Annotated in this window: 22 protein-coding genes; 14 read left to right on the plus strand and 8 right to left on the minus strand. The window is 67.3% G+C overall.

The window, feature by feature from the left end; all coding sequences use genetic code 11:
* Positions 1 to 16: 16 nt before the first annotated feature.
* The 12 genes from cpaB (at position 17) to AC5LXX_RS32450 (ending at position 11,439) form a co-directional block, all read left to right on the plus strand.
* Entirely contained in the window at positions 17 to 856 is an 840-nt protein-coding gene (cpaB, locus tag AC5LXX_RS32395; RefSeq protein WP_493414181.1) for a Flp pilus assembly protein CpaB, read from the plus strand.
* Between the two features lie 104 nt (positions 857 to 960).
* Positions 961 to 2,883 (plus strand): type II and III secretion system protein family protein, encoded by a 1,923-nt coding sequence (locus AC5LXX_RS32400; RefSeq protein WP_493414182.1) that lies wholly within the window; start codon positions 961 to 963, stop codon positions 2,881 to 2,883.
* Between the two features lie 20 nt (positions 2,884 to 2,903).
* The gene (locus tag AC5LXX_RS32405; protein ID WP_493414183.1) at positions 2,904 to 3,203 is read left to right on the plus strand and encodes a hypothetical protein; all 300 of its coding nucleotides are present in this window, start codon (positions 2,904 to 2,906) and stop codon (positions 3,201 to 3,203) included.
* Positions 3,204 to 3,228: 25 nt separating this feature from the next.
* A complete protein-coding gene (locus tag AC5LXX_RS32410) occupies positions 3,229 to 4,500 on the plus strand; it encodes a pilus assembly protein TadG-related protein (protein WP_493414184.1) in 1,272 nt (423 codons plus the stop codon).
* Between the two features lie 12 nt (positions 4,501 to 4,512).
* Positions 4,513 to 5,046: a TadE/TadG family type IV pilus assembly protein gene (locus AC5LXX_RS32415; RefSeq protein ID WP_493414185.1), complete on the plus strand. Its 534-nt coding sequence runs from the start codon at positions 4,513 to 4,515 to the stop codon at positions 5,044 to 5,046.
* Positions 5,043 to 5,486, plus strand: coding sequence for a TadE/TadG family type IV pilus assembly protein (locus AC5LXX_RS32420; RefSeq protein WP_493414186.1), 444 nt, complete (start codon positions 5,043 to 5,045; stop codon positions 5,484 to 5,486). The genes AC5LXX_RS32415 and AC5LXX_RS32420 overlap by 4 nt, the downstream gene beginning before the upstream one ends.
* Positions 5,487 to 5,508: 22 nt before the next feature.
* Complete coding sequence (locus tag AC5LXX_RS32425; protein ID WP_493414187.1) at positions 5,509 to 6,717, plus strand: CpaE/TadZ family protein; 1,209 nt, start codon at positions 5,509 to 5,511, stop codon at positions 6,715 to 6,717.
* Positions 6,718 to 6,735: 18 nt separating this feature from the next.
* A complete protein-coding gene (locus AC5LXX_RS32430) occupies positions 6,736 to 8,103 on the plus strand; it encodes a TadA family conjugal transfer-associated ATPase (protein ID WP_493414188.1) in 1,368 nt (455 codons plus the stop codon).
* 33 nt (positions 8,104 to 8,136) lie between these two features.
* The gene (locus tag AC5LXX_RS32435; RefSeq protein WP_493414189.1) at positions 8,137 to 9,114 is read left to right on the plus strand and encodes a type II secretion system F family protein; all 978 of its coding nucleotides are present in this window, start codon (positions 8,137 to 8,139) and stop codon (positions 9,112 to 9,114) included.
* A 36-nt stretch (positions 9,115 to 9,150) separates the two neighbouring features.
* Positions 9,151 to 10,119 carry a type II secretion system F family protein gene (locus AC5LXX_RS32440; protein WP_493414190.1) on the plus strand — a complete coding sequence of 323 codons (969 nt, stop codon included), beginning with the start codon at positions 9,151 to 9,153 and terminating at the stop codon, positions 10,117 to 10,119.
* 169 nt (positions 10,120 to 10,288) lie between these two features.
* On the plus strand, positions 10,289 to 10,576 hold the full coding sequence (locus tag AC5LXX_RS32445; protein ID WP_493414191.1) for a hypothetical protein: 288 nt from the start codon (positions 10,289 to 10,291) through the stop codon (positions 10,574 to 10,576).
* Positions 10,577 to 10,923: 347 nt separating this feature from the next.
* Positions 10,924 to 11,439 carry a hypothetical protein gene (locus AC5LXX_RS32450; RefSeq protein ID WP_493414192.1) on the plus strand — a complete coding sequence of 172 codons (516 nt, stop codon included), beginning with the start codon at positions 10,924 to 10,926 and terminating at the stop codon, positions 11,437 to 11,439.
* A gap of 33 nt (positions 11,440 to 11,472) precedes the next feature.
* Here the strand turns inward: AC5LXX_RS32450 and AC5LXX_RS32455 are convergent, their stop codons facing one another.
* The 6 genes from AC5LXX_RS32455 to AC5LXX_RS32480 all read right to left on the minus strand — a co-directional run bounded on the left by AC5LXX_RS32455 (position 11,473) and on the right by AC5LXX_RS32480 (position 17,788).
* Positions 11,473 to 12,735, minus strand: a complete 1,263-nt coding sequence (locus AC5LXX_RS32455) for a serine hydrolase domain-containing protein (protein WP_493414193.1) — start codon at positions 12,733 to 12,735, stop codon at positions 11,473 to 11,475.
* 147 nt (positions 12,736 to 12,882) lie between these two features.
* Positions 12,883 to 13,839 carry a SphA family protein gene (locus tag AC5LXX_RS32460; protein ID WP_493414194.1) on the minus strand — a complete coding sequence of 319 codons (957 nt, stop codon included), beginning with the start codon at positions 13,837 to 13,839 and terminating at the stop codon, positions 12,883 to 12,885.
* A gap of 36 nt (positions 13,840 to 13,875) precedes the next feature.
* The gene (locus AC5LXX_RS32465) at positions 13,876 to 14,403 is read right to left on the minus strand and encodes a flavin reductase family protein (RefSeq protein WP_493414195.1); all 528 of its coding nucleotides are present in this window, start codon (positions 14,401 to 14,403) and stop codon (positions 13,876 to 13,878) included.
* 5 nt (positions 14,404 to 14,408) lie between these two features.
* A complete protein-coding gene (locus AC5LXX_RS32470) occupies positions 14,409 to 15,647 on the minus strand; it encodes a styrene monooxygenase/indole monooxygenase family protein (RefSeq protein WP_493414196.1) in 1,239 nt (412 codons plus the stop codon).
* Positions 15,648 to 15,711: 64 nt separating this feature from the next.
* Positions 15,712 to 16,500, minus strand: a complete 789-nt coding sequence (locus tag AC5LXX_RS32475) for an SDR family oxidoreductase (RefSeq protein WP_493414197.1) — start codon at positions 16,498 to 16,500, stop codon at positions 15,712 to 15,714.
* Positions 16,501 to 16,540: 40 nt separating this feature from the next.
* Complete coding sequence (locus tag AC5LXX_RS32480; protein WP_493414198.1) at positions 16,541 to 17,788, minus strand: dienelactone hydrolase family protein; 1,248 nt, start codon at positions 17,786 to 17,788, stop codon at positions 16,541 to 16,543.
* A gap of 352 nt (positions 17,789 to 18,140) precedes the next feature.
* On the opposite strand from AC5LXX_RS32480, the gene AC5LXX_RS32485 reads away from it, so the two are divergent.
* A complete protein-coding gene (locus tag AC5LXX_RS32485) occupies positions 18,141 to 19,166 on the plus strand; it encodes an AraC family transcriptional regulator (RefSeq protein ID WP_493414199.1) in 1,026 nt (341 codons plus the stop codon).
* A 58-nt stretch (positions 19,167 to 19,224) separates the two neighbouring features.
* Here AC5LXX_RS32485 and AC5LXX_RS32490 read toward each other — a convergent pair whose 3' ends face one another.
* Together AC5LXX_RS32490 and AC5LXX_RS32495 are read right to left on the minus strand one after the other, a co-directional pair.
* Positions 19,225 to 19,395, minus strand: a complete 171-nt coding sequence (locus AC5LXX_RS32490; RefSeq protein WP_006397039.1) for a hypothetical protein — start codon at positions 19,393 to 19,395, stop codon at positions 19,225 to 19,227.
* Positions 19,396 to 19,568: 173 nt separating this feature from the next.
* Positions 19,569 to 20,480, minus strand: coding sequence for a DUF72 domain-containing protein (locus tag AC5LXX_RS32495; RefSeq protein WP_493414200.1), 912 nt, complete (start codon positions 20,478 to 20,480; stop codon positions 19,569 to 19,571).
* A gap of 278 nt (positions 20,481 to 20,758) precedes the next feature.
* On the opposite strand from AC5LXX_RS32495, the gene AC5LXX_RS32500 reads away from it, so the two are divergent.
* The gene (locus tag AC5LXX_RS32500; RefSeq protein ID WP_493414201.1) at positions 20,759 to 22,933 is read left to right on the plus strand and encodes a TonB-dependent siderophore receptor; all 2,175 of its coding nucleotides are present in this window, start codon (positions 20,759 to 20,761) and stop codon (positions 22,931 to 22,933) included.
* Positions 22,934 to 22,950: the final 17 nt, after the last annotated feature.

Here is a 22,950-nt window from a genome sequence, read left to right on the forward strand (position 1 = left end):
GTCGAGGAGCATTGCCATGAAAAACAGTCGAGCGGTCATGATGCTGGTCGTCGCGATGGTCGCGGGTCTTGCCGCGGTCGTGTTCGCGTCCCACTGGCTGGTGCAGACATCCACGAGTTCCGTCACGCAGGTGGCGGTCGCGGCGACCGACCTGAACCTGGGCGAACCGCTCGGGCCGAACCAGATCCGCATGGTCAACTGGCCGTCGGGCAGCGTGCCGACCGGCGCGTTCACCGATACCAAGGCGCTCGAAGGGCGCGTCGTGCGCACCAGTCTGTCGCGCGACGAGCCGGTGATCGAGTCGAAGCTCGCGCCGGTCGGTACCAAGGGCGGGCTGTCCGCGGTGATCGCCGACGGCAGCCGCGCGATCACGGTGCGCGTGAACGACGTGGTCGGTGTCGCGGGCTTCGCACTGCCTGGCAACTACGTCGACGTGATCGTCAACACGCAGGAGCAGCAGGGCAAGACCGACGGGCAGAGCATCTCCAAGATCGTGCTCGAGCACATCCTCGTACTGGCCGTCGCGCAGCAGGTGAGCCGCGACGACACTGCACCGAAGGTCGTCAACGCGGTGACGCTGGAAGTCACGCCCGACCAGGCCGAACGGCTCGACCTCGCACGCAGCGTCGGCACGCTGTCGCTCGTGCTGCGCAACCAGATCGACCAGAAGACGCTGAACACCGGCGGCGCAACCAAGCTGACGCTGCTCGGCAAGGAACCCGCGCCCGAAGCGCCGCCGGCTCCCGCACGCGTGCGGACGGTGCGTGTGCACGTCGCATCGCACGCTGCGCCGGAAGTACGGCGCGACTGCGTCGGCGTGCTGACGGGTGTGAAGGGCAGCGTCGAGTGTTTCTGAAACAGATCAAACCAGCCAGATAAACAGATCGGCCGCCGTCAACGTGCGGTGGCCTTGGAAGTCGATAACCGGCACGGCGCCGGTCTCTCGGGGGATCAGACGAAATGAAGATCAAACCGCAATGCACAGGTACCGGCCCACTGCGGACGCGCGTCGCACGGGGCACGATGATGGCCGCGATCCTCTGTACGGGATGGCTGACCGTTTATGGCGCACTCGCGCAGGAAGGCGCCGAGTCGGCCGCGCTGACGAAGGGCGGCGCCAGCGCGCCGGCCGCGGTCGGCAAGGGGCCGATGCAGATGACGATCAGCATGGGGCCGGCGCCTGCCGCCGCGCCCGCCGCCTCGGCGGGGCCGCTGCGCGGACCGAACTGTGTCGGCGCGGTGCGCGAGTCGACCAGCGTCAGCGTGCCGCTCGGCAAGTCGCTGCTGGTGCCGATGCCGGAGCCGGTTCGCAATCGGACGATCGGCAACCCGGCCGTTGCGCAGGCGACGATGGTGTCGTCGCAGACGCTGTATATCCTCGGGTTGTCGGTCGGTACGACCAACATGATCGTGCAGGGCAAGAGCGGCGCCTGCCGCGTGATCGACGTCGCGGTCGGTGCGGACGCCGGCGGCCTTCAGGCATCGCTGCAACAGCTGATGCCGAGTGAGCGCGATATCCGCGTGACGACCGCGGCCGGCACGATCGTGCTGTCGGGCACGGTGTCGAGTTCGCAGGCGGCGCAGCAGGCCGTGCAGATCGCGCGTGCCTACGGCGACAGCACCGGCGATACGGCTGCGGGCGGCAAGCCGGGCAACGGCAGCGTGCTGAACATGCTGGCCGTCACGTCACCGCAGCAGGTGATGCTCGAAGTGAAGGTGGCCGAGGTGTCGAAGACGCTGATCAACCAGATGGGCAGCGCGTTCAACATCCAGGGCGGGTTCGGTTCGTGGAGCGGCGCGCTGGTCAGCAACCTGCTGGCGGGCGTGGCGAGCGGCGCCATCTTCAACAAGGCGAACAACAAGCCGTTCAGCATCGCGGCCGACGCGCAGAACACCGACAACCTCGTCAAGATCCTCGCGGAGCCGAATCTCGTGACGATCAGCGGCCAGGAAGCGACGTTCCTCGCCGGCGGCAAGATCTTCATCCCGATCCCGCAGAGCGGTAGCAACGGCGTCTCGTCGATCACGCTGCAGGAAGAGGAATTCGGCGTCGCGCTGAAGTTCACGCCGACGGTGCTCGCCAACGGGCGGATCAGCCTGAAGGTCGCGCCGGAAGTGTCGGAGCTGTCGCAGACGGGCGTCACGCTGAGCGCGTCCAACATCGGCGGCACGTCGATCCTGCCGCTGATCACGACGCGGCGCGCGTCGACGACGGTGCAGATGAGCGACGGCGAATCGTTCGCGATCGGCGGGCTGATCAAGGACAACGCGAGCGGTGCGCTGAAGGCGATCCCGGGCGTCGGCGAAGTGCCCGTGCTCGGCGCGCTGTTCCGCAGCACGTCGTTCCAGCAGGACCGCACCGAGCTGATCTTCTTGATCACGCCGCACCTGGTGAAGCCGCTGCAGACCGCGGACGTGCCGCTGCCGACCGACAGCTTCTCCAAGCCGAACGAAGCCGACGTGTACGCGACCGGCAACATGGAAGGCCGTGGCGGAGTCCGCAAGGCAGGTGCGCAACCCGCGAACGGCGCAGCCGCGGCACCGGCCCAGGCGCCGGCTCCGGCACCGGCTCCGCAATCGGAAGTGCCCACCGGTCCGACCGCCGCGCTGCCCGCGCCGCGCGCACCGCAAGGCGCCGATGCGCAGTCGCCGGTGCTGGCCGAGCCGCAGAAGGTGCCCGCGCCGGTGGTCGCCGCCGCACCGCTGTCCGACACGTCGAACGCGGCCCGCATCGCGCGCATCGAAGCCACCGCCGCGCGCCTCGCGGCGGCCGGCCCCGACACGCCGGCCCAGCCGGCGGCGCGGCTCAAGCACCGGATCCCGGCAGCCGCGCGGGCGCAGGTTGCGCACGTGAGCGCGGCCCCCGAGTCCACCGATCGTTGAAACCAGTCAAGGGGACACTCATGAAATCCGCCTACCTCGTATTCGTGCGCCGCGCGGCGCTCGCCGTCCCGCTCGCGTTCGCGCTTGCAGGCTGCATGTCGTCGACACCGGTGTGGGACTCGCGCTTCGGCGACTCGGTCCACACGGTGATGCAGGCCCAGATCATCGACCCGCATGCCGCCGAACACGCGGCCTCGGCGCCGGGCGTCAATGGTGCCGCCGCCGCGGCCGCGCTCGACAACTACGACAAGTCGTTCAAGCAAACCGTGCCGCCCGCCAATGCGTTCGTGATCGGCATCGGCAAGTCCACCGCGCAGTAACGACGGCACGCTCAGGGAGAAAGCTATGACCAGCGCAGCGCGTTATCCGAAAGTCACGCGACGCGGCCTGCATCGCCAGCGCGGTGCCGTCGCGATCATCGTCGGTCTCGCACTGGCGGTGATGATCGGGTTCGTCGGTCTCGCGCTGGATCTTGGCAAGCTGTACGTCACGCGCAGCGAACTGCAGAACAGTGCCGATGCGTGCGCGCTGTCGGCTGCGCGTGACCTGACCTCGGCCATCAGCCTGTCGGTGGCCGAGGCCGACGGCATCGCCGCCGGCCACCTCAATTTCGCGTTCTTCCAGAACAACACGGTGCAGATGTCGACGAACGCTAACGTCACGTTCAGCGATTCGCTGTCCAACCCGTTCCTGACGAAGAACTCGGTCACGACGCCTGCGAACATCAAGTACGTGCAATGCACCGCATCGTTGAGCGGCATCGCGCACTGGTTCATCGAAGTACTGAACGTGCTGCCGGGCACGAAGCTCGCGAACGCGGCGTCGGTGTCGGCCAGCGCGATCGCGACAGTCGGCGGCGGCCAGACGACCTGCGCGATTCCGGTGTTCGTGTGTCGTGGTCCGTCGGATCCGGCCTACAAGGTCGGCGACTGGATCACGTCGCCGTCCGGTTCGTCGTCGACCTACGGGCCCGGCAACTTCGGCTGGGCGGCGCTCGACGGCTCGACGAACGAGACGACGCTCGCGAGCGAGCTGTCGGGCAACACCTGCAACATCACGAGCCCGCCCGACCTCAGCACCACGGGCCTGAAGTCGGCTTCGCTGCGTGCCTGGAATACGCGCTTCGGCATCTATACGAACGGTGCGAACGGCTCGAGCGGTCAGCCCGATTTCACCGGCTATGCCTATGTCGGCCCGAACTACGGGCCGCCCGGAACCGCGGGCATCAAGGGTGATGCCTATACACAGTTCGTCGCCGACCGCGCGGCCTTCAAGTCCTACCAGGGCGACGGTGCGCCGCCGTCGGGCAGCGGGATCACGACCAATGGCACAGCGACGGCGAGCAACTACCAGACCTTCGGCGGCGACCGGCGCGTCGCGCTCGCGCCGGAGGGAGACTGCTCGACGCTGAAGGGCAACAGCGGCAAGGTGCACGTCACGCAATGGGATTGCGTGCTGATGCTCGATCCGCTGCCGTTCAGTGCCGGCAGCGGCACGGTCGTCGCACACCTCGAATATCTCGGTTCGTCCGTATCCGGCAATAGCCCGTGTGCGACGCATGGCCTGCCTGGCAGCGGAAGCGCCGCCGGTACCCAGGTACCGATGCTCGTTCAATAACGGAGAGCGATCATGAAAAGGCTTCCATTTCGCCGTTCACGCACCCGTGGCGTGGCCGCCGTCGAATTCGCGATCGTGCTGATGCCGATGGTCCTGCTCGCGACCGGCGTGGCCGAGTTCGGCCGCGCGATCTACCAGTACGAGACGCTGACCAAGGCGACGCGCGACGCGGCACGCTACCTGTCTGTCTGGCTGCCGACCGACGCCGCGTATCCGGTGTCGCAGGCACAGTGCCTCGTCGTCTACGGCAGCACGACGTGCGGTGCTTCAGGCACGGAGCTGGTGCCGGGGCTCACGACTTCGATGGTGACGATTTGCGATGCGCAGCGCACGACCGGCTGCAGCGACGCGTCCGATCCGTCGCAGTTCGCGAACCTGCCGACCTACGACTCGAACAACAACGCGGCGAGCGGCACGGCGACGGGCGCGATCAACGTCGTCGAAGTGAAGATCAAGGGCTATATGTACCAGCCGATCCCCGTGTATCCGGGAATCTCGTCGATCCCGTTCGGCAATATCGTCACCGTGATGAGGCAAGTTTCATGAACGCCCGCCATTTTCCGCCATCACGCCGGCACGCCCAGCGCGGCGTGGCGATCGTCGAATTCGCACTCATTGCGTCGGTGCTGATCATGCTGATGATCGGCATCTTCGAGTTCGGCCGCGTGCTGTTCTACTGGAATACCGCGAGCGAAGCCGTGCGCCTTGGCGCGCGCACGGCGGTGGTGTGCGACGTGAACGCAGCCGGCATCGTGAAGCGCGTGAAATCGCTGCTGCCGCTGCTGTCGGATAGCAACGTGTCGGTCAGCTATACGCCGGCGAGTTGCGACGTCAACACATGCTCGTTCGTCACCGTGAGCGTCACGAACCTCACGGTCAAGACGATGATTCCGTTCGTGAACGTCACGGTGACGATGCCGCCGTTCACGACCACACTGCCGCGCGAAAGCCTGAGTTCGTCGACCGGCGGATCAGCCTGCAATTAACCGAACAAACGAGGCACACGACATGATCAATATCCTCGTAGCTTCCGACGATACCGCGCGGCTCACGCAGATCGCGCGTCTCGTGGCCGACTGCGGACGCTATCGCGCGACGCGCGCGACCGGGCGCCCGTCGCAGATCGAGCATCGCACCGACGGGCTCGACGCGTTCGACATCCTTCTGGTCGACGGCACGGCGATCGATGCGTCAGAGCTGTCGGCGATCGAGCGGGTCTGCCGCGCGCATGCGGGCCTGACCTGCATCCTCGTGACGGCGGACGCTTCCCCGCACGTGCTGCTCGATGCAATGCGCGCGGGCGCACGCGACGTGCTGCAATGGCCGCTCGATCCGAACGCGCTCGGCCATGCGCTCGAACGGGCAGCCGCGCAAAGCACGCGGAGCGATCGCGACGATACGCGGATCGTGTCGTTCATGTCGTGCAAGGGCGGTGTTGGCACGAGCTTCGTGGCCAGCAACATCGCGTTCGAGATCGCCGAGGGCTTCAAGCGCCGCGTGCTGCTGATCGACCTGAACCAGCAGTTCGCCGATGCCGCGTTCCTCGTCAGCGACGAAACGCCGCCGTCGACACTGCCGCAGCTTTGCACGCAGATCGAGCGGCTCGACAGCGCGTTTCTCGACGCGAGCGTCGCGCACGTGACCGAGAACTTCCACGTACTTGCGGGCGCCGGCGACCCGGTCAAGGCCGCCGAGATGCGCGAGGACGCGCTCGAATGGATCCTCGGCGTCGCCGCGCCGCGCTACGACTTCGTGATCTTCGACGTCGGCGTCTGCATCAATCCGCTGACGATGGTCGCGCTGGATCGCAGCGACCAGATCCAGATCGTGCTGCAGCCCGCGATGCCGAACGTGCGCGCTGGCCGCCGGCTGCTGGAGATCCTCGTGTCGCTCGGCTACTCGACCGATCAGATGCGGCTGATCGTGAACCGCACGACGCGCGCGAGCGAGCGCACCCGCACCGCGCTCGAGGAAGTGCTCAGCCTGCAGGCCACATGTGCGATTCCCGACGACGCCGATACCGTGCTCGAAGCGATCAACCAGGGGCATCCGGTGTCGCGGCTCGCGCGCAGCTCCGCGGTCGTACGTGCGTTGCAGGCGTGCGCAAAGCAACTCGTCGACGGGGAGGTGCGGGCGGGACGCAACGCGGCGCGCAGCGAGCCGCTGATGTCCAGGCTGTTCGGCCGCAAGGCCGCGCCGAAGCTCAAGTCCATGTAACTCTTTCGGGGAACCATCATGTCATTGCGCGAACAGATGTCGTTGCACCGGGCCCAGCCGCTGGCGGCGGGCAACGAGCCGGCCGGCCCGGCCCATTCGTCGGTACGCGACGCCTACCAGAAGCTGCGCCGCGAAATCCACCTGGCCGTGCTCGAGCGTGTCGAGCTGGAGCGCCTGTCGCGGCTGCACCAGGATCAGGTCCGCATGGAAATCGGCGCGTTGATCGCGCGCATCCTCGACGAGGAGCGGATGCCCGCGAACGACATCGAGCGGCGGCAGCTCGCGATCGACGTGTACGACGAGATGTTCGGCTTCGGTCCGCTCGAAGCGCTGCTGCGCGACCCCGGGATATCCGACATCCTCGTGAACACGTACCGCCAGGTGTACGTCGAGCGCTGCGGCCAGCTCGAACTGACCGACGTGACGTTCTACGACGACGCGCACCTGATGAAGGTGATCGAGAAGATCGTGTCGCGCGTCGGGCGCCGTATCGACGAATCGAGCCCGATGGTCGATGCGCGCCTGCCGGACGGCTCGCGTGTGAACGCGATCATCCCGCCGTCCGCGATCGACGGGCCGCTGATGTCGATCCGGCGTTTCGCGGTCAACCCGTTGAAGATGGACGACCTGGTGCGCTACCACAGCCTGACGCCGCCGATGGCCGAGCTGCTCGACGCGCTGTCGCGCGCGAAGGTGAACGTGCTCGTGTCGGGCGGCACCGGCAGCGGCAAGACGACGCTGCTGAACATCCTGTCCGGCTTCATTCCGCGCAACGAGCGGATCGTGACGATCGAGGATGCGGCCGAGCTGCAACTCCAGCAGCCGCACGTGCTGCGCCTCGAAACGCGCCCGCCAAACATCGAGGGCAAGGGCGAGATCACGCAGCGCACGCTGGTGCGCAACGCGCTGCGGATGCGGCCCGACCGGATCATCCTCGGCGAAGTGCGCGGCGCCGAAGCGCTCGACATGCTCAACGCGATGAACACCGGCCACGAAGGCTCGCTCGCGACGATTCACGCGAACACGCCGCGCGATGCGCTGACGCGACTCGAGAACATGATCAACGTCTCCGGGCTGTCGCTGCCTCCGAAGACGATGCGCCAGCAGATCTCGTCGGCGATCTCGGTGGTCGTGCAGGCCGCGCGGCTGACGGACGGCAAGCGCAAGATCGTCAGCATCCAGGAACTGACCGGCATGGAAGGCGACATCATCAACATGCAGGAAATCTTCACGTTCAAGCGCACGGGCGTGGACCGCGACGGCTCGGTGCGCGGCCACTTCTGCGCGACCGGCGTACGGCCGAAGTTCGTCGAGCGGCTGCAGGCGTTCGGCATCAACCTGCCGGATTCGCTTTACGACCCGTCCCAGCGGTACGAGACGAACTGACGACAGGGCGCCGTTTGCTGCCGGGGAGGCTTCATGGACACGATCTTTTATGGTTTTGTGATTCTCACCTTCGTCGCGGTCGTGCTCGCGATCGAAGGGGCGTATCAGTGGTGGAACGCGCGGCACGGCTCGGCCGCGCGCCGGATCGAAGCGCGCATCCGCGCGATGTCGGCCGGCGGCAACGTGCAGCAGGAGCGGCTGTCGATCCTGAAGAAGCGGATGCTCGACGAATCCAGGCCGTTCGACCGCATGCTGCTGCGCGTGCCGCGTGTGCAGGCGCTCGATCTGATGATCCAGCAGTCGGGCCTCGACTGGACGCTCCCGAAGCTGATCGTGCTCAGCGCGATGTTCGCGGCGTTCGCGTGGCTCGCGCTGAGCTTCGCCACGCTGCCGCAGCTCGCCGCGCTGCCGGTCGCGCTGTTTGCCGCGTGCATACCGACGCTTTACGTCATGCGCTGCCGTCGGCGCAGGATGCGCAAGCTCGAGCGCCAGTTGCCCGACATCTGCGACATGATCGCGCGCGCGCTGCGCTCCGGTCATTCGTTCACGAGCACGATCGGGATGGTCGGCGAGGAGTTTCCCGATCCGATGGGCGGTGAATTCCGGATCACGTTCGACGAGGTCAACTACGGCGTATCGCTGCACGACGCGCTGATGAACCTCGCGACGCGCGTGCCGGTGCAGGACCTGCGCTACTTCGTGATCGCGGTGCTGATCCAGCGCGAGACGGGCGGCAACCTGGCCGAACTGCTCGACAGCATCGCCGCGTTGATCCGCGAACGCTTCAAGCTGTTCGACAAGGTGCGCGTGCTGTCGGCGGAAGGGCGGTTGTCCGCGTGGATTCTCGGGCTGCTGCCGTTCGGCGCAGCAGGCGCGATCGCGGTGCTCAACCACGAGTTCCTGGCCGTGCTCTGGGAGGATCCCGCCGGGATCAGGATGGTCGGCGCGATGCTGGTGTCGATGGCGCTCGGCCTGTTCTGGATCCGCCGCATCATCCGCATTCGTGTCTGACGCGCGAATCGAATAACGAACCTTTGCGAGGCTGTCATGCAAAATCTGAGCGTGGTCCAGGCCGTGATGCTGGGCGGCTTGTTCATCTTCGTGGCCGGCGGCGTGCTCATCGCGATGCTGCTGTTCGCGCCGCGCAGCATCCAGCACCGGATCCAGCAGGCGGGCGGGGCGGGCGCAGGTGTCGGCACCGGCGACGGTGACGACACGGCGTCGCGCTGGGTCGCGAAGCTGGTCGAACTGTCCACCCCGATCTCGAAGCTGTCGGTACCGAAGGACGGCTGGGAGAGTTCGCCGCTACGCATCCGGCTCATGAATGCCGGATGGCGCAACCCGGGCGCGGCCGCGCTGTATTTCACCGCGAAGACCGTGCTGGCGCTCGCGTTGCCGAGCGCGGCGCTGCTGGTGCTGATCACGACCCGGATCGGCGACGAGCGCGCGGTGCTGTCGGTCATCCTCGTGGTGCTCGCCTGTATCGGCTACTACATCCCGAACATCGTGCTGTCGCAGCGGGTCAAGGTGCGCCAGCAGAAGATTTTCGAGGATTTCCCGGATGCGCTCGACCTGCTCACTGTGTGCGTCGAAGCGGGGCTCGGACTCGACGCGGCGCTGATGAAGGTCAGCGAGGAACTGCGCTTCAGCAGCGACGTGGTCGCGAGCGAACTCGACCTGCTGCTGCTCGAGATGCGTTCCGGCTTCACGAAGGAAACGGCGCTACGCAATCTTGCGCTGCGCACCGGCGTGGAAGACATCGAGTCGTTCTGCACGATGCTGATCCAGGCCGACCGGTTCGGCACGAGTATCAGCGAATCGCTGCGCGTGCTGTCGGACTTGCTGCGCACGCGGCGGCGGATGCGTGCGGAGGAGCGTGCAGCGAAGATCGCGCTGAAGCTCCTGTTTCCGCTGATTTTCTGCATCTTCCCTTCGCTGATGCTGGTGCTGCTCGGGCCGGCGATGATCCATGTCTATCGGATACTGCTGCCGACCTTCGCCGGGATGTCGCACTGAGCGGCAGGCGGGTGCCGCGTCGGCGGCATCGACCACGATATTTGCGTGCCGGCTCCGAACCCCCGTCGGCCGGCACGGCAAAAGGCTTCATGGAGGCTCCCTCCCCAGGCGGCGCCGCGAGACAGGTCGACCATAGCGGCGTCAATGCATCCTGGACCCATGGTCGGCCATGGAACAAGCCGTAGTCCACCGCCTTGCCGGCTGCCCCCTACTGCTAACCCGTGAAGCGGCGCTGTCGGTATCGCGCGGCACGATCGAACGCGATGTCGCAGGGATGAGCGTCCGCCGTCGAGTCAATTCATCTTCGAATACCGGTTCGGACGTCTGCGTGCGCTATCCGGCGCGACGCAAAGACGATCCGATAGCCACGCTCGCACCGGCGGCGCAGCAGGTCGCGATCCCCGAACCCGATCGCGCCCGGTTTTCCCCCCGCGGATCACGGATGCCCTCACCGTGATGACGGGACCGACGCGCCGCCGGCTCCGACATTGCGACGCGCGCGGCCCATCCGGTCCGCGCGACCGTTTCCTCCCTCGCGTCAATCGCATCGATGCCTTGAGTTTCATCATCCGCCGCGCTACATTGCCGCTCGCAGAATTCCGCGCGAGCACCTGCGCATCCTGTAACGCGTACGTAAGGAACCCCGATGGGGCAACAGCCGGAAGGCCACGACGACATTCCCGACAGCCCGGCCGGCAGTGACGCCCTCGCGCCGGTTGCAGGGGCCGCCGCGGCTGGCCGTCACGCTCGGCACGCTGAGCGCAGTCGACTTCCTGCCGGTCGACCTGCGCTGGTGCGCACCGCTTGCCAGCGCGTGGTGCAACGTGCTCGTCGTCGCGATCGGCGTGCTGCTCGCCGGTCGCGCGCAAGGTTGCCGCCGAGACCGGCATCGATACGGTGGTCGCGCAGGCGCTCCCGCACGACAAGCTCGATTACGTGATGCGCGAGATCGGCGCCGGCCTGCATCCGCTCGTCGTCGGCGACGGGCTCAATGACGTGCTGGCGATCAAGGCCGGCTCGACCAGCATCGCGATGGGCGAACGCGGTGTCGACATCGCGATCGCGTCGGCCGACGTCGTGCTGCTCGGTGACGACCTGAAGCGGATTCCGACCTGCATCCGCCTCGGCCGGCATTGCCGGCGCACGGCGACGACCAACGCGGCGATCGGGCTCGCGTGGACGCTCGCGGTGATCGCGCTGGCCGCGACCGGTGTGCTTGGCGCGGTGTGGGCCGCGATCCTGCACAACGTCGGCACGTTCATCGTGATCGCCAACGCGGGCCGGCTGCTGCGGATCGACGAGCCCGTTCGCGTGGCCTGACCGAATACGGCGTGCGCAGGGCGCCTTACTGCGTCACGGCCGCCCCTCGCTCGGCACTTCCGCCGCCTTGCTGAGCTCGCCCATGATGATCTGCGCGATCATGTTGGCCGGCGCGTGGCCGTCGGGCGCGGCAGCGGTGGTTGCCCACGTGACGATCGTCGTTTTCGTCGCCGGGTCGTAGCCCATGAAGGTATTGAAGCCTGGTATTTCGCCCGTGTGGCCGTAGAACGTGCCGAATTTGGCGAGGCCCATGCAGTAGCTCGGCGACTTCGGGTCGGACGCATCGGTCGGCGTGCAACTGGCGAGCCGCTGCGCCTGCAGGTCGGCGCTCAGGTAGCCGCCGCCGACCATGCGCTGCACGTAGGCGGCCAGTTCGGTCACCGTCGAAATACCGGAGCCGGCCGTCCACGCCCACGACGTGTTGACGCCGGTCACGTCGGTCGGCTGCAGCGTGCCGTTTTTCGCTTCCGCCTGGCGTTCGGGCGAGAGCGCGTCGCTGTTGGTCGTCTCCGCATTGGTGCCCCATTGATAGCCGTGCGGCGCGGGTGCCGGCAGCGCCGTATTCGCCTGCGGCGGGAGCAACGTGTTGCTCAGGCCGAGCGGTGCGAACAGCCGTGCGTTCATCGCATCGGCCGCACTCATGCCGGTGAGTTGTTCGATGATGAGCCCGAGCAGCACCGTGTTGGTGTTCGAGTAGCGGAAATCGGCGCCCGGCGCGAAATAGACCGGCTGGCCTTCCGCGATGTTCAGCAGTTCCGTCGTGGTCCAGACCTTGTCCGGCTGCGCATCGAGCGTCTGGTTGAACGCGAGGCTGGTCGAGTAGTTGTAGAGGCCGCTGCGCATCCTCAGCAACTGCTCGATCGTGATCGTATTGCCGTTGGGCACGTTCGTGACGAACTTGGCGACGGTATCGCTCAGGCTCAGCCGGCCTTCCTGCACGAGTTGCAGGATCACCGTGCCGGTCCACGTCTTCGTGACACTGCCGACGCGAAAGTGCGCGTTGGTCGGGATCGGCGTGTTCGTGCCGCGCACGGCCGTGCCGAACGATTCGAGCCAGTTGCCCTGCGGCGACTGCACGTAGACGACCGCGCCGGCCGTCATCGTGTCCGAAAGCAGCGCATTGATCTGCGGGCGCGCGGCGTTCGCGAACGCAGGCCCGCCGGACGAGGGCGAGCTGTCGCCGCCGCACGCGGACACCGTGAGCCCGATGGCGACGGCCGGTGCGACGGCAACCATGCGCCGCGCCAGCCGTTTCGCCGCGCGCGACAGGCACCGGAAAGTTGCTGAAGCAGCCATGGCGCGGTCCCTCCGGGTTCGTGACGAACTTCTTTCCTGCGTTCTCCAGAAACTATAGGACAGGCGCGTTCAGGCCGGCAGCGCGTAATGCTGCCGGCTCGATTCGTCGGACGATAACGGTCCCGTCCGTCGATCCGGCCCCGCGCGTCACTGGAAGTGATGCACGTAGCGCAGCACCATCCGCGTCCCCTGCGGCCGGTTGCGCGCATGGGTCTCGAAGTACGTGTTGAACAACAGGTGATCGTGCGGCGAGACGCTATACATGGCGCCCGGCCCGATCGCGAACACGGCCTCCCGCGTGCCGGGCACGTCCTGCCCGTTCTCCTTCATGTCGGTGGTCTGGCGCAGCCAGTAGCCGTTGAGCCCCAGGCGCAGGCCCGGGCGCACTTCGTACTCGGTCGCGAAGTTCACGTGGATCGCCTGGCCGGCCTGCGTCGACGTCACGTCGGGGCCGAGCGACGTGGCCGGCCGATGGTTGGTCGCGTTCCACAGATAGTGCAGCCGCCACGACACGGTCCATTTCGGCGTGAGCCACAGCGTCGCCGCCCAGTACGGGTCGAACGACCAGAAATGGCTGCCCGGGTTGATCGCGCGCGACGGATCGTACGCGCCGGTCGGCGCGATGAACTGGAGTTCCACGCGCTGCGCGAAGCGCGGGCCCTGCGCGCCCATCACCGGGTCGAACTGGATGAACGGGCCGATCAACAGGTCACCGAACCCGGCGCGCGCATTCAGCGCGACGTTGCCGATGCCGTCGTCGGTCCGCGCGGACGCGATCCACGGCAGGATCACGTCGAGGCCCGGATGCATGCCCGCGAACGTCAGCGGAGACTGATAGACGAGCTGGCTCAGCCCCGCGAACAGGTCGATATCCTGCTTCGGCAGCCCGACCTTGTTGCCCGCATTGTCGTTGACGCGGCCGGCCGTGTAGTACTGCAGGTACTGCGTGCCGTACCAGCCGGAGCCGGCCGGCGGCATCCCGTCGAGGAAACTGGTCATGCCGAGGTTGACCGACGGCAGGTCGGTCGCGTGGGCCGGCGCGCTTCCGGCGATGCCGGCGAGCGCGAGGCCTGCGACGACGAGCAGGCGAGAGCCGAGCTTCATGTTCACCACCTCCTGGTTATTTATCTGTATAACTAATCAAATGACGCGTAAAAGATCGGGATGATCGGCGATCGCACGATACTGGCCGGCATGGAACACGAGCGGCGCCTTGCCGTATGTGTCGAACTGCTCGATCTCGCCGATGAAGAGCAGGTGATCGCCGCCTTCGTAGTGACCGACGTTGCGGCACACGAAGCGCGCGCTCGCGCCGTCGAGGCACGGCACGCCGCCGCTATCCGATTCGACGTGCATCACGCCGTCGAACTTGTCGGCGCTGGGCGTCGCGAAGCGGCGCGACAGGTCGATCTGGTCGTGCGCGAGGATGTTGATCGCGAAGTGGGTGGCCGCGATGAAATCCGGCCGGCTCGGCGCGACCTTGCGAAGACTCCACAGCACGAGCGGCGGGTCGAGCGACAACGACGAGAACGAATTGGCGGTGAGGCCCACCTTGCGCCCGTCGGCCGCGCAGGTGGTGATCACGGTGACACCGGTCGGGAACTGCCCGAACGCGGCACGCAATTGCATCGGGTCGAGGGCAGGGCGGTCGGTCATGATCGTTTCCATGTCGGTCACGCCGCCCGCACACTGTGCTCGCGGATCATCGCCGCGCAGGCCGACGGCTCGAACCACCACGGCGAGAACCGGCGCGGATCGTCGAAGCCGTCGACGATCGCCGCGGCGAGCGACGGCAACTGGCCGGCCGCGCCGAGCAGTTCGAGGATGTGCGGCGGCGGCGGCGTGAGCAGCGAGTTGGTCCAGCGCACCACATGCTGCGCGTAGGCCCAGTAGCCTTCGAAGGTCTGCTGCATCCAGTCTTCGCCGAAGGGTGCGGTTTCGCGCGCGACGATCGCGTCGAAATACGCCTTCGCGCACTTCGCGGCGTTGTTCGATCCCTGGCCCGTGATCGGATCATTGACGACCACCGCATCGGCCATCCCGAACACCGTGCGGCCCGACGGCAACCGGAAGAACGGCTTGCGCACCGTCGGCGCGAAGCGCCCGGCCAGCGTGCCGTTCGAATCGGTCAGCTCGACGTCGCGGCAGCGCTCGAATTCCCACGGCACGTATTGGCGCAGGAACGACAGGCTACGGTCCAGATGCTGCTCGGGCGTCTTCACGTCGGCCCAGCAGTCGAGCGGGCCGCCCGGAATGCCTTCGAACACCATGATTTCGCACGGGCCCGTCGTGGTCAGCGCAGGGAACACGAAGTATTCGCCGATGCCGGGCAGCAGGTTGAAGCGCACGCGCGAATACGGCTGGCTCGGCGTCATGCCCTTCACGTAGGTCAGCGCCAGCGCGCGTTGCGGGCGGTCGAACGCGCTGCGCGCGTCGTCGCGGCCGAGCAGGTTGACGATGTCGCCCTTGCCGGCCGCGAGCAGCACGAGGTCGTGACTGCGCGCCAGTTCCTCGAGCTCGGGTACGCCGACATCGCCGATGCGCACGTCCGCGCCGCGGCGCCGCACGCCGTTGAGCCAGTCGGCCATCTTCACGCGCTGATCGACCGACTGCGCATAGCGCGTCAGCCGCGACGACCAGTCGATCGCCTTGCGGCCGTTGCCGTCCGGATGCGGCACCGCGACGCCGATCCCCTCGACGGACGGGCACGCTTCCTCCCACGCATTCAGGCCGAGGTCGCGCTCGATCTGCAGCGCGGTATGGAACATGCACTGGCTCGACATGACCTTGCCCGTGCGGATCTGCTCCGCGTCGCGGTTGGTCGAGAGCGTGACGTGATAGCCCTGGTCGAGCAGGGCGAAGGCGAGTTGCAGGCCGGACTGGCCGGCGCCGACGATAGCGATGCGTCTCATGGAAATGTCCTTGGTTGGCCGGGTGAGGGCCGGAATGGTTGCAGGGAGCAGTTGCGAAGCGCGGTCACTCCGCCAGGCGCGGAATGGCCGGCAGCGCCTGTTCGGGGCCCATCGCGGCGTAGCCGCCGTCCACCGCGTAGTCGGCGCCGGTCACGAAGCTCGCCGCGTCGCTGCACAGGAACGTCACGACCTGCGCGACCTCGGACGGATCGCCGACGCGGCCGAGCAGGTGGAACGGCGCGGCGACGCGGTCGGTCTTCGCGCGGTCGCCGTGCGTCATCTCGTCCATCACGCGCGACCACGTCCAGCCCGGCGACACCGAGTTGACGCGAATGCGATCGGGTGCGAGATCCATCGCCATGCTGCGCGTGAGCTGGCGGATCGCGGCCTTGGACGTCGGATACAGCCAGCGGCCGGTTTGCGCGCACTGCGCGGAGATCGAGCTGAAGTTCACGATCGCGCCGCCGCCGCGCCGCGCCATGTGCGGATGCACGGCCTTCGCGAGCATCGCGGCGGACACGACGTTGACGTCCATCGCGGCGAGCCAGTCGTTGCGGGTTGCGTGGATGCCGTTGTCGACATAGCTGCACGCGAGGTTGACGAGCACGTCGATCGCAGCGAAGCGTTCGACGATCGCCGCGATCGCGCGCTCGATCGCGCGGTCGTCGGTGATGTCGAGCGCGACGAACAGCGCACGTTCGCCGAGCGAATCGGCCACGCGTGCGCCGTTCTCCGCATCGAGATCGAGGATCGCGACGTGCGCGCCGGCGCGGATCAGGTCCTGCGCGACCGCGGCGCCGATCAGCGTGGCGCCGCCGGTGACGATCGCGACTTTGCCTGCAAGGGCGGTCATGGGGTGTCTCCCGGAATCGTTGAGTGAGGGAAGGGGCGCGTCAGCGCGCACCCGTCGACGGCTCGCTGTCGTGCCAGCGGCGCATCAGGCCGTTCGACGGCACGGTTTCGTCGAGCAGCTTGCGGGCCGTTTCGACGCCGGCTACCGGCAGCCCGGCCGGATCGAGCAGGCCGACCTGCACGAGCACGCTCGCCTGGTCCCAGTAGATATGCTCGTGATACAGCTTGTCGCCGCGAAACTTGACGATCGCGACGAGCGGGATCTCGACCCGCTTGCCGGTCGGCGCGACGCCCGGCAGCATCCAGTCGATCTCGGTGGTGTGCGTGAAGCAGAACAGCAGTTCGTCGACGATCTGGCTCGCACCGATCGTGCGCGAGATCGGCGTGATCGTCGTGTCGGGCGGGTTCGCATGCACGAAGTGATGCGTATAGAAGCGCTTCAGCTCGTCGTGGCCGACGCCGCCCGTCAGCGTCGGAATATGGTTGACGTACGGCTCGGCGACCATCGTGGCCATCGTCGCGTCGACGTTGCGCGTGTCGAATTCGTGCTTCAGATGGGCTTCCCACAGTGCGGACAGGTCGTAGTGCGGGCCGAGCGCGGCGCGGAATGCGGCGATCGCGCGCTGGTGCGCCATGATCGCGGCGGCCTTGTCGAAATGATCGCCGCCGGTGCGGGCGAACGCGTGATCGACGCCGGGGTAGACGTACACTTCGACGCCGTCGCGGCCGGATAGCGCATCCGCGATGCGCTGCTGCGCGTCAGGCGGGCAGAAGCGGTCCTGCGCCGCGAGCTGCAGCACGAGCCGCCCGCGCAAGTGGGCCGCCTCGTCCAGCGCGTGCTCGATGCCGACGCCGTAGTAGCTGACCGCCGCGGCCACGTCCGGCAGCCGGCACGCGGCGAGATATGCGAGCTTGCCGCCGAGGCAGTAGCCGAGCACGCCGGCTTCGCCCGTGCATTCCGGCCGCTGCCTGAGCGCGTTCAGCGCGACGCCGACGTCCTCGACGCCCTTGTCCTCGTCGTATTCGCGATAAAGAGCCATCGCGCGCTCGGAATCGGCCGCCGTGTAACCGAGCTCGATCCCCGGCGCCTGGCGCCAGAACAGGTCGGGCACGAGCACCGTATAGCCTTCCTCCGCGTAGTAGTCGGCCGTTTCGCGCATCGTCGCGTTCGCGCCGAAGATCTCGTGGCACAGCACGATGCCCGGCCCCGTGCCGCCGGCCGGCGTGCTCAGGTACGCGCGAAACGCGCCGCCGTCCGGCGACGGAATCTCGATGTGACGTCCTTTCATGTGTCCCTCCAGTCGGTTCATCTCTGTGACGGGCCCAGTATTGGCAGCCGAAAAGCACGCTTCTATCCGCTTTCTTCGGCCGGTATCCGCGAATTCCGGAAACCTGTTGCACCGGCCGCCGCGCGTGGGCAGGCGCGCGGCTGACTGCGGGTATGTGCGGATGCGGAATGCCCGCACAGTTTTCTACGATGCGCGAACGGTCCGCTTCTTGCGTCGTTTGCGCGGGACTTGCGTGTTTTGAGGGGCGGACTGTCCGGATACTCCGGGCGCTGTCCGGATCGTGCAGAGGATTCCCCAATACCGGGAACGCATGCACGGCGCGAGTGCGATCGAGCATGACGGGAGAACTTCGATGGCGCAATTTTCCGAAACCGGCTGGCTGGCCGATGCCGCCTGTTTCAATCACGACACGCTGCTGCTGGAGTCGAACGACGTCGACGAGGTGCGCGCGCGCGTCGCCGACGTGTTCAAGCCGCACCGCCTGACGCCGACCGGCGAATCGCGCGCGCTGCACAGCTGCATGCATCACGCCCGCTGGGGCAACCTGTCGCTGAACCTGCTCGATTACGGTGGCGGCGTCAGCATCGAGCCCGGGCCGCTCGAACACTTCTTCCTGTTGCAGATCCCGCTGCGTGGCGACGCCGAGATCGCGTGCGGTTCGACGCGCTTCGTGTCGTCGCCCGGCACCGCGTCGCTGATCTCGCCGACGCTGCCGCTGAAGATGCAGTGGGGCGATGCATGTCCGCAAGTGATCCTGCGCATCGAGCGCGAAGTGGTGGAGCGGCATGCGCAACGGCATTTCGGCGACGACCGGCGTGGGCCGGTCGAATTCGAGCCGGCGTTCAGCCTGTCGTCGCCGCAAGGGACGTGTCTGGCGCAGCTGTTGCCGATCCTCGCCGGCGCGATCTCGACGGACGCGCATCCGCTGCGCCATCCGCTCGCGTTCGAGCAGCTCGAATCGACGCTGCTCAACCTGCTGCTGCACGGCCACCCGAACAGCGCGCGCAACGGCACGCGGCACTTGCCGGTGGTGCTCGCGCCGTTCTACGTGCGGCGCGTCGAGGAATACATCCGCGCGCATCTCGACGAGCCGCTGACGATCGAACGGCTTGCCGAACTCGCCGGCGTCAGCCCGAGTACGCTGTTCGCCGGCTTCCGCAATCGCCACGGCATCACGCCGATGGGCTTCGTGCGGCAGTTGCGGCTGCAACATGTGCGCGAGGAACTGCTGGCCGACGACACGCCGGGGCTCGCGTCGGTCACCGATATCGCGCTGAAATGGGGTTTCGCACACCTCGGGCGGTTCGCGATCGAGTACAAGCGGGCGTTCGGCGAATCGCCGTCGGCGACGCTCAGGATGCGGCGCGGGCGGGGGTGAAGGCGGACACGGCGGGCCGCCGATCATCGGGCAGGTGCCGTGGAGGTCGACTCCCGCGCTACGACCGGTCGCGATTCCGGGCGCGCGTCGCACCCGTGATGACCGCGATGCCGAACAGGATGACGGCCACGATCTCGATGATGTGCTGAGAGACGTGCAGTGTCATCAAACCCCACGCGACGCCGCCGATGAAAATGATCCATCCGACCAGATAGATAAGCAGGGTCATCGTTCTTCTCCTTGCCGTGTTGGCGCCATGGCGCCGACTGCCGGTCGTGCAAAATTTACCGCTTACGCGGCGAGGCGCGACGAATGGCACGATCCGCGAGTGCAGGAGCATATTGCGCGCCTGGCCTTGCGGTACCTGACGGCGTTCCCGAGGGACGTCGCTTGCCGGATATTTCATTCCGGCGCCGCAGCGTGCGCGTGCAGCCCGAGCCGCGCCATCAGCCGCCCGGCGTCGAACGGCGCCTGCGTTTTCGTGTCGTTGTCGAAATAGCAATACACGTCGCGCGTCTTTGCACGTGGCGGTTGCAGGCCCGGTGCGGCGAGACGCGCATCGTCGGGCTGCGCGCCCCGGCTCCACGCTTCGATTCTGCGCGCCCATCGTTCGAGCGCCGCATCGGCGTATTCGCCCGAATACTTGGTTTCGGTGCCATGCAGCCGCATGTAGACGAACCGCGCGCTCAGATCCTCGAACTGCGGCCACGCCTCGGTCGAATCCGACACGACGAGTGCGACCTTGTGGCGGCGCAGCAGCTTCACGAACGCCGGGTCCACGAAGCTGTCGTGCCGCACTTCCACCGCGTGGCGCAACGCTCGCTTGCGGTCGATCTGCAGATACGGCTCGCGCACGCGCGCATCGTGCCGTCGGGCGAGCGTGAGCGCCGCTTCCGTGTCGGGCGGAAGCAGGCTCAGGAAGCGTTCCATGTGCGCCGGATCGAAACGCAGCGATGGCGGGAATTGCCACAGCAGCGGCCCGAGCTTGTCCTTCAGCGCGAACAGCCCCTGAGCGAAAAAATTCGAGCACGCGATCGTGGCCGTTTCGCCGTGAAAGCGCAGCATGTGCGTCAGGTAGCGCGAGCCTTTCACGCTGAACACGAACCCGGGCGGCGTGTCGGCGTACCAGCGCCGCCAGCTGTCAGGTGCCTGCAAGCTGTAGTGCGTGCCGTTGATTTCGATCGTCTGCAGTTGACCCGATGCATAGCGCAGCTCGCTGGCCTGCTTCAGGCCGGCCGGGTAGAACGTGCGTCGCCAGCCCGGGTAGCGCCAGCCCGAAATGCCGATGTGAATCCTGCCGGATATGCGTGTCACGTCGATGCCCGGCCGTGCCGGGTTCCTGATGCGGTTCCGGTGACGAGCAATCCGCGTGCCGCGGCGGTCGTCGATCGGAATTCTTTTTTAAAGACCGCGCCACGTTCGGCCGGTATGATCGCTGCGCTCGCGAACGATGCAGTCGGCCGGTGCGGTCCGATCCACGCGTCACCGCCTTCGCCGGCACGGCAATCACGACACCATCGGACGGACGCGGCGGCACGCGGCCCGTCGATTCGGCCGAACCGGCCAACCCAGCACGACGGAGTATCGAAACGATGTGGACGGAGACAGGGGCGGGGCGGCGCGCGACGGCGATCGCGGCCGGTGGAGCGTTGTGCGTGGCCGCCGCGGGCGCTGCGCACGCGCAGGCATCGGCGCCGGGCACGGCGGTGGCCGTGCTGCCGGCCATCGACGTGCGAGGGCCGGCCCACGCCTCGTCCGTTGGGCTCGTCGGGCAGCGTACCGCCACCGGCACTAAGACCGACACGCCGATCGACGAAATCCCGCAAACGATCAACATCGTGACTGCGCAGCAGATCGAGATGACCGGCGCGTCCGACCTGAACCAGGCGCTGCGCTACGTGCCCGGCTTCTCGACGTTCGGCGCCGACAGCCGGACCGACTGGTATGCGGCGCTGCGCGGTTTCACGCCGACGCTGTACGTCGACGGCCTCGCCGCGCCGAATACGGCCGTGATCGCGAACTGGCGCGTCGATCCGTACACGATCGACTCGATCGCGGTGCTGCGCGGGCCGACGTCGGTGCTGTACGGCGCGGGCGAGTCCGGCGCGATCGTCGACGCGCGCACGAAGCTCGCCGACGGCGAACGCGTGCGCGAGGCCGGCGTGCAGATCGGCAACGATGCGCGCAAGCAGGCCATGCTCGACGTCGGTGACACACTCGACCCGGACGGCAAGTACGCTTACCGGTTCGTCGGCGTCGCGCGCGACGGCAACGCGGTGACGGGCCCGAACGGCGACCGGCGCGTCGCGCTGGCGCCGTCGTTCCGCTGGCGGCCGAATGCCGACACGTCGCTGACGGTCTCCGCGACGTACCTGCAGGACAGCGGCGACATCTCGTCGAACTTCCTGCCGGCGTCGGGCACCGTATTGCCGAACCCGAACGGACGCCTGTCGCAGGACATCTACATGGGCGACCCGTCATTTAACGACTACCGCAAGAAGCAATGGTCGCTCGGCTACGCGCTGGAACATCGCGTGAATGCAATCTGGACATTGCATCAGGACGTGCGCTGGTCGCACCTGTCGCTCGACGATGCAACGGTGTTCGGCAATGGCTTCGCGCCGCGCAGCACGACGAACATGATGCGGTTCGCGGGGCTGTTCCAGCTCAACTACAGCCGGCTCGACGTCGACAATCACGCGCAGGCGCGCTTCGGCACGGGGCCGCTCGAACACACGCTGCTGTTCGGCCTGCAGTTCGACCGGCAGACGACGACCAACAGCGTGTGGCTGGCGCTGGCGCCGTCGCTCAACTTGTACCACCCCGTCTACCGGCCGGTGACGGCCGCGATCTTCTCCGGCCCGACGTCGCTCGGCCATATCGACCAGTACACGGCGCTGAACGCGTTCGGCCTCTACGCGCAGGACCAGATCCGCTGGCGGCGCTGGACGCTGACGCTCGGCGGACGCGAAGACTTCGTGAATGCCCGCTTCGACGACCGGACGGCCGGCACACAGACGCAGCAGGACGTCAGTGCGTTCTCCGGGCGCGTCGGGCTGACCTATCAGGGCGATGCCGGGTTGTCGCCGTACGTGAGCTATTCGACGTCGTTCGATCCGGTCGTCGGCGTGCGGATGTTCGGCGGCGGCCTGGCGAAACCGACGCGCGGCGCGCAGGCCGAAGCGGGGCTGCGCTGGCAGCCGCCCGGCAAAAACCTGATGCTGAGCGCGGCCGTCTACCGGATCGACCAGACCAACGTCGTGACGCCGACGCCGGTGAATCTCGACCCGACCGGCACGACGTCCGTGCAGACCGGCAAGGTGCGCTCGCGCGGCGTCGAGCTGAGCGCGGTCGGCAAGGTGACGCGCGAACTGTCGATCGTCGCGTCGTATGCGTACCAGGACGTCAAGAACGTGCAGGCGAACGATGCGTCGCTGAACAACTGGCCCGTCTCCGTGCCGCTGCCGCGGCAGATGGCGTCGATGTGGGCCGACTGGACCTGGCACACGGGCGCGCTGTCGGGGCTCGGAATCGGCGGCGGCGTGCGGTACCAGAGCGCATCGGCCGGTGCGCCCGACAACTCGCTGACGGTGCCGAGCGCGACGTTGTATGACCTGGCGCTGCACTACGACATGCCGCACTGGCGCTTCGCGCTGAACGTCGCGAACCTGTTCGACCGGCGCTACGTCAGCGGCTGCCAGTCGTACACCGTATGCGTGTTCGGCAATGAGCGGACCGTGCTCGGCAGCGCGAAATACAACTGGTGATCGCGAGCGTGCCGGCC

It is taken from the genome of Burkholderia torrens (assembly GCF_984668525.1).

Coding starts and splice junctions, on each gene's coding strand:
- AC5LXX_RS32460 (WP_493414194.1), bottom strand. CDS start 13,839: ATGAAGCTCGGCTCTCGCCTGCTCGTCGTCGCAGGCCTCGCGCTCGCC.
- AC5LXX_RS32440 (WP_493414190.1), top strand. CDS start 9,151: ATGCAAAATCTGAGCGTGGTCCAGGCCGTGATGCTGGGCGGCTTGTTC.
- AC5LXX_RS32445 (WP_493414191.1), top strand. CDS start 10,289: ATGGAACAAGCCGTAGTCCACCGCCTTGCCGGCTGCCCCCTACTGCTA.
- AC5LXX_RS32430 (WP_493414188.1), top strand. CDS start 6,736: ATGTCATTGCGCGAACAGATGTCGTTGCACCGGGCCCAGCCGCTGGCG.
- AC5LXX_RS32425 (WP_493414187.1), top strand. CDS start 5,509: ATGATCAATATCCTCGTAGCTTCCGACGATACCGCGCGGCTCACGCAG.
- AC5LXX_RS32480 (WP_493414198.1), bottom strand. CDS start 17,788: ATGAAAGGACGTCACATCGAGATTCCGTCGCCGGACGGCGGCGCGTTT.
- AC5LXX_RS32465 (WP_493414195.1), bottom strand. CDS start 14,403: ATGGAAACGATCATGACCGACCGCCCTGCCCTCGACCCGATGCAATTG.
- AC5LXX_RS32400 (WP_493414182.1), top strand. CDS start 961: ATGAAGATCAAACCGCAATGCACAGGTACCGGCCCACTGCGGACGCGC.
- AC5LXX_RS32470 (WP_493414196.1), bottom strand. CDS start 15,647: ATGAGACGCATCGCTATCGTCGGCGCCGGCCAGTCCGGCCTGCAACTC.
- AC5LXX_RS32490 (WP_006397039.1), bottom strand. CDS start 19,395: ATGACCCTGCTTATCTATCTGGTCGGATGGATCATTTTCATCGGCGGC.
- AC5LXX_RS32435 (WP_493414189.1), top strand. CDS start 8,137: ATGGACACGATCTTTTATGGTTTTGTGATTCTCACCTTCGTCGCGGTC.
- AC5LXX_RS32405 (WP_493414183.1), top strand. CDS start 2,904: ATGAAATCCGCCTACCTCGTATTCGTGCGCCGCGCGGCGCTCGCCGTC.
- AC5LXX_RS32410 (WP_493414184.1), top strand. CDS start 3,229: ATGACCAGCGCAGCGCGTTATCCGAAAGTCACGCGACGCGGCCTGCAT.
- cpaB (WP_493414181.1), top strand. CDS start 17: ATGAAAAACAGTCGAGCGGTCATGATGCTGGTCGTCGCGATGGTCGCG.
- AC5LXX_RS32415 (WP_493414185.1), top strand. CDS start 4,513: ATGAAAAGGCTTCCATTTCGCCGTTCACGCACCCGTGGCGTGGCCGCC.
- AC5LXX_RS32485 (WP_493414199.1), top strand. CDS start 18,141: ATGGCGCAATTTTCCGAAACCGGCTGGCTGGCCGATGCCGCCTGTTTC.
- AC5LXX_RS32420 (WP_493414186.1), top strand. CDS start 5,043: ATGAACGCCCGCCATTTTCCGCCATCACGCCGGCACGCCCAGCGCGGC.
- AC5LXX_RS32475 (WP_493414197.1), bottom strand. CDS start 16,500: ATGACCGCCCTTGCAGGCAAAGTCGCGATCGTCACCGGCGGCGCCACG.
- AC5LXX_RS32500 (WP_493414201.1), top strand. CDS start 20,759: ATGTGGACGGAGACAGGGGCGGGGCGGCGCGCGACGGCGATCGCGGCC.
- AC5LXX_RS32455 (WP_493414193.1), bottom strand. CDS start 12,735: ATGGCTGCTTCAGCAACTTTCCGGTGCCTGTCGCGCGCGGCGAAACGG.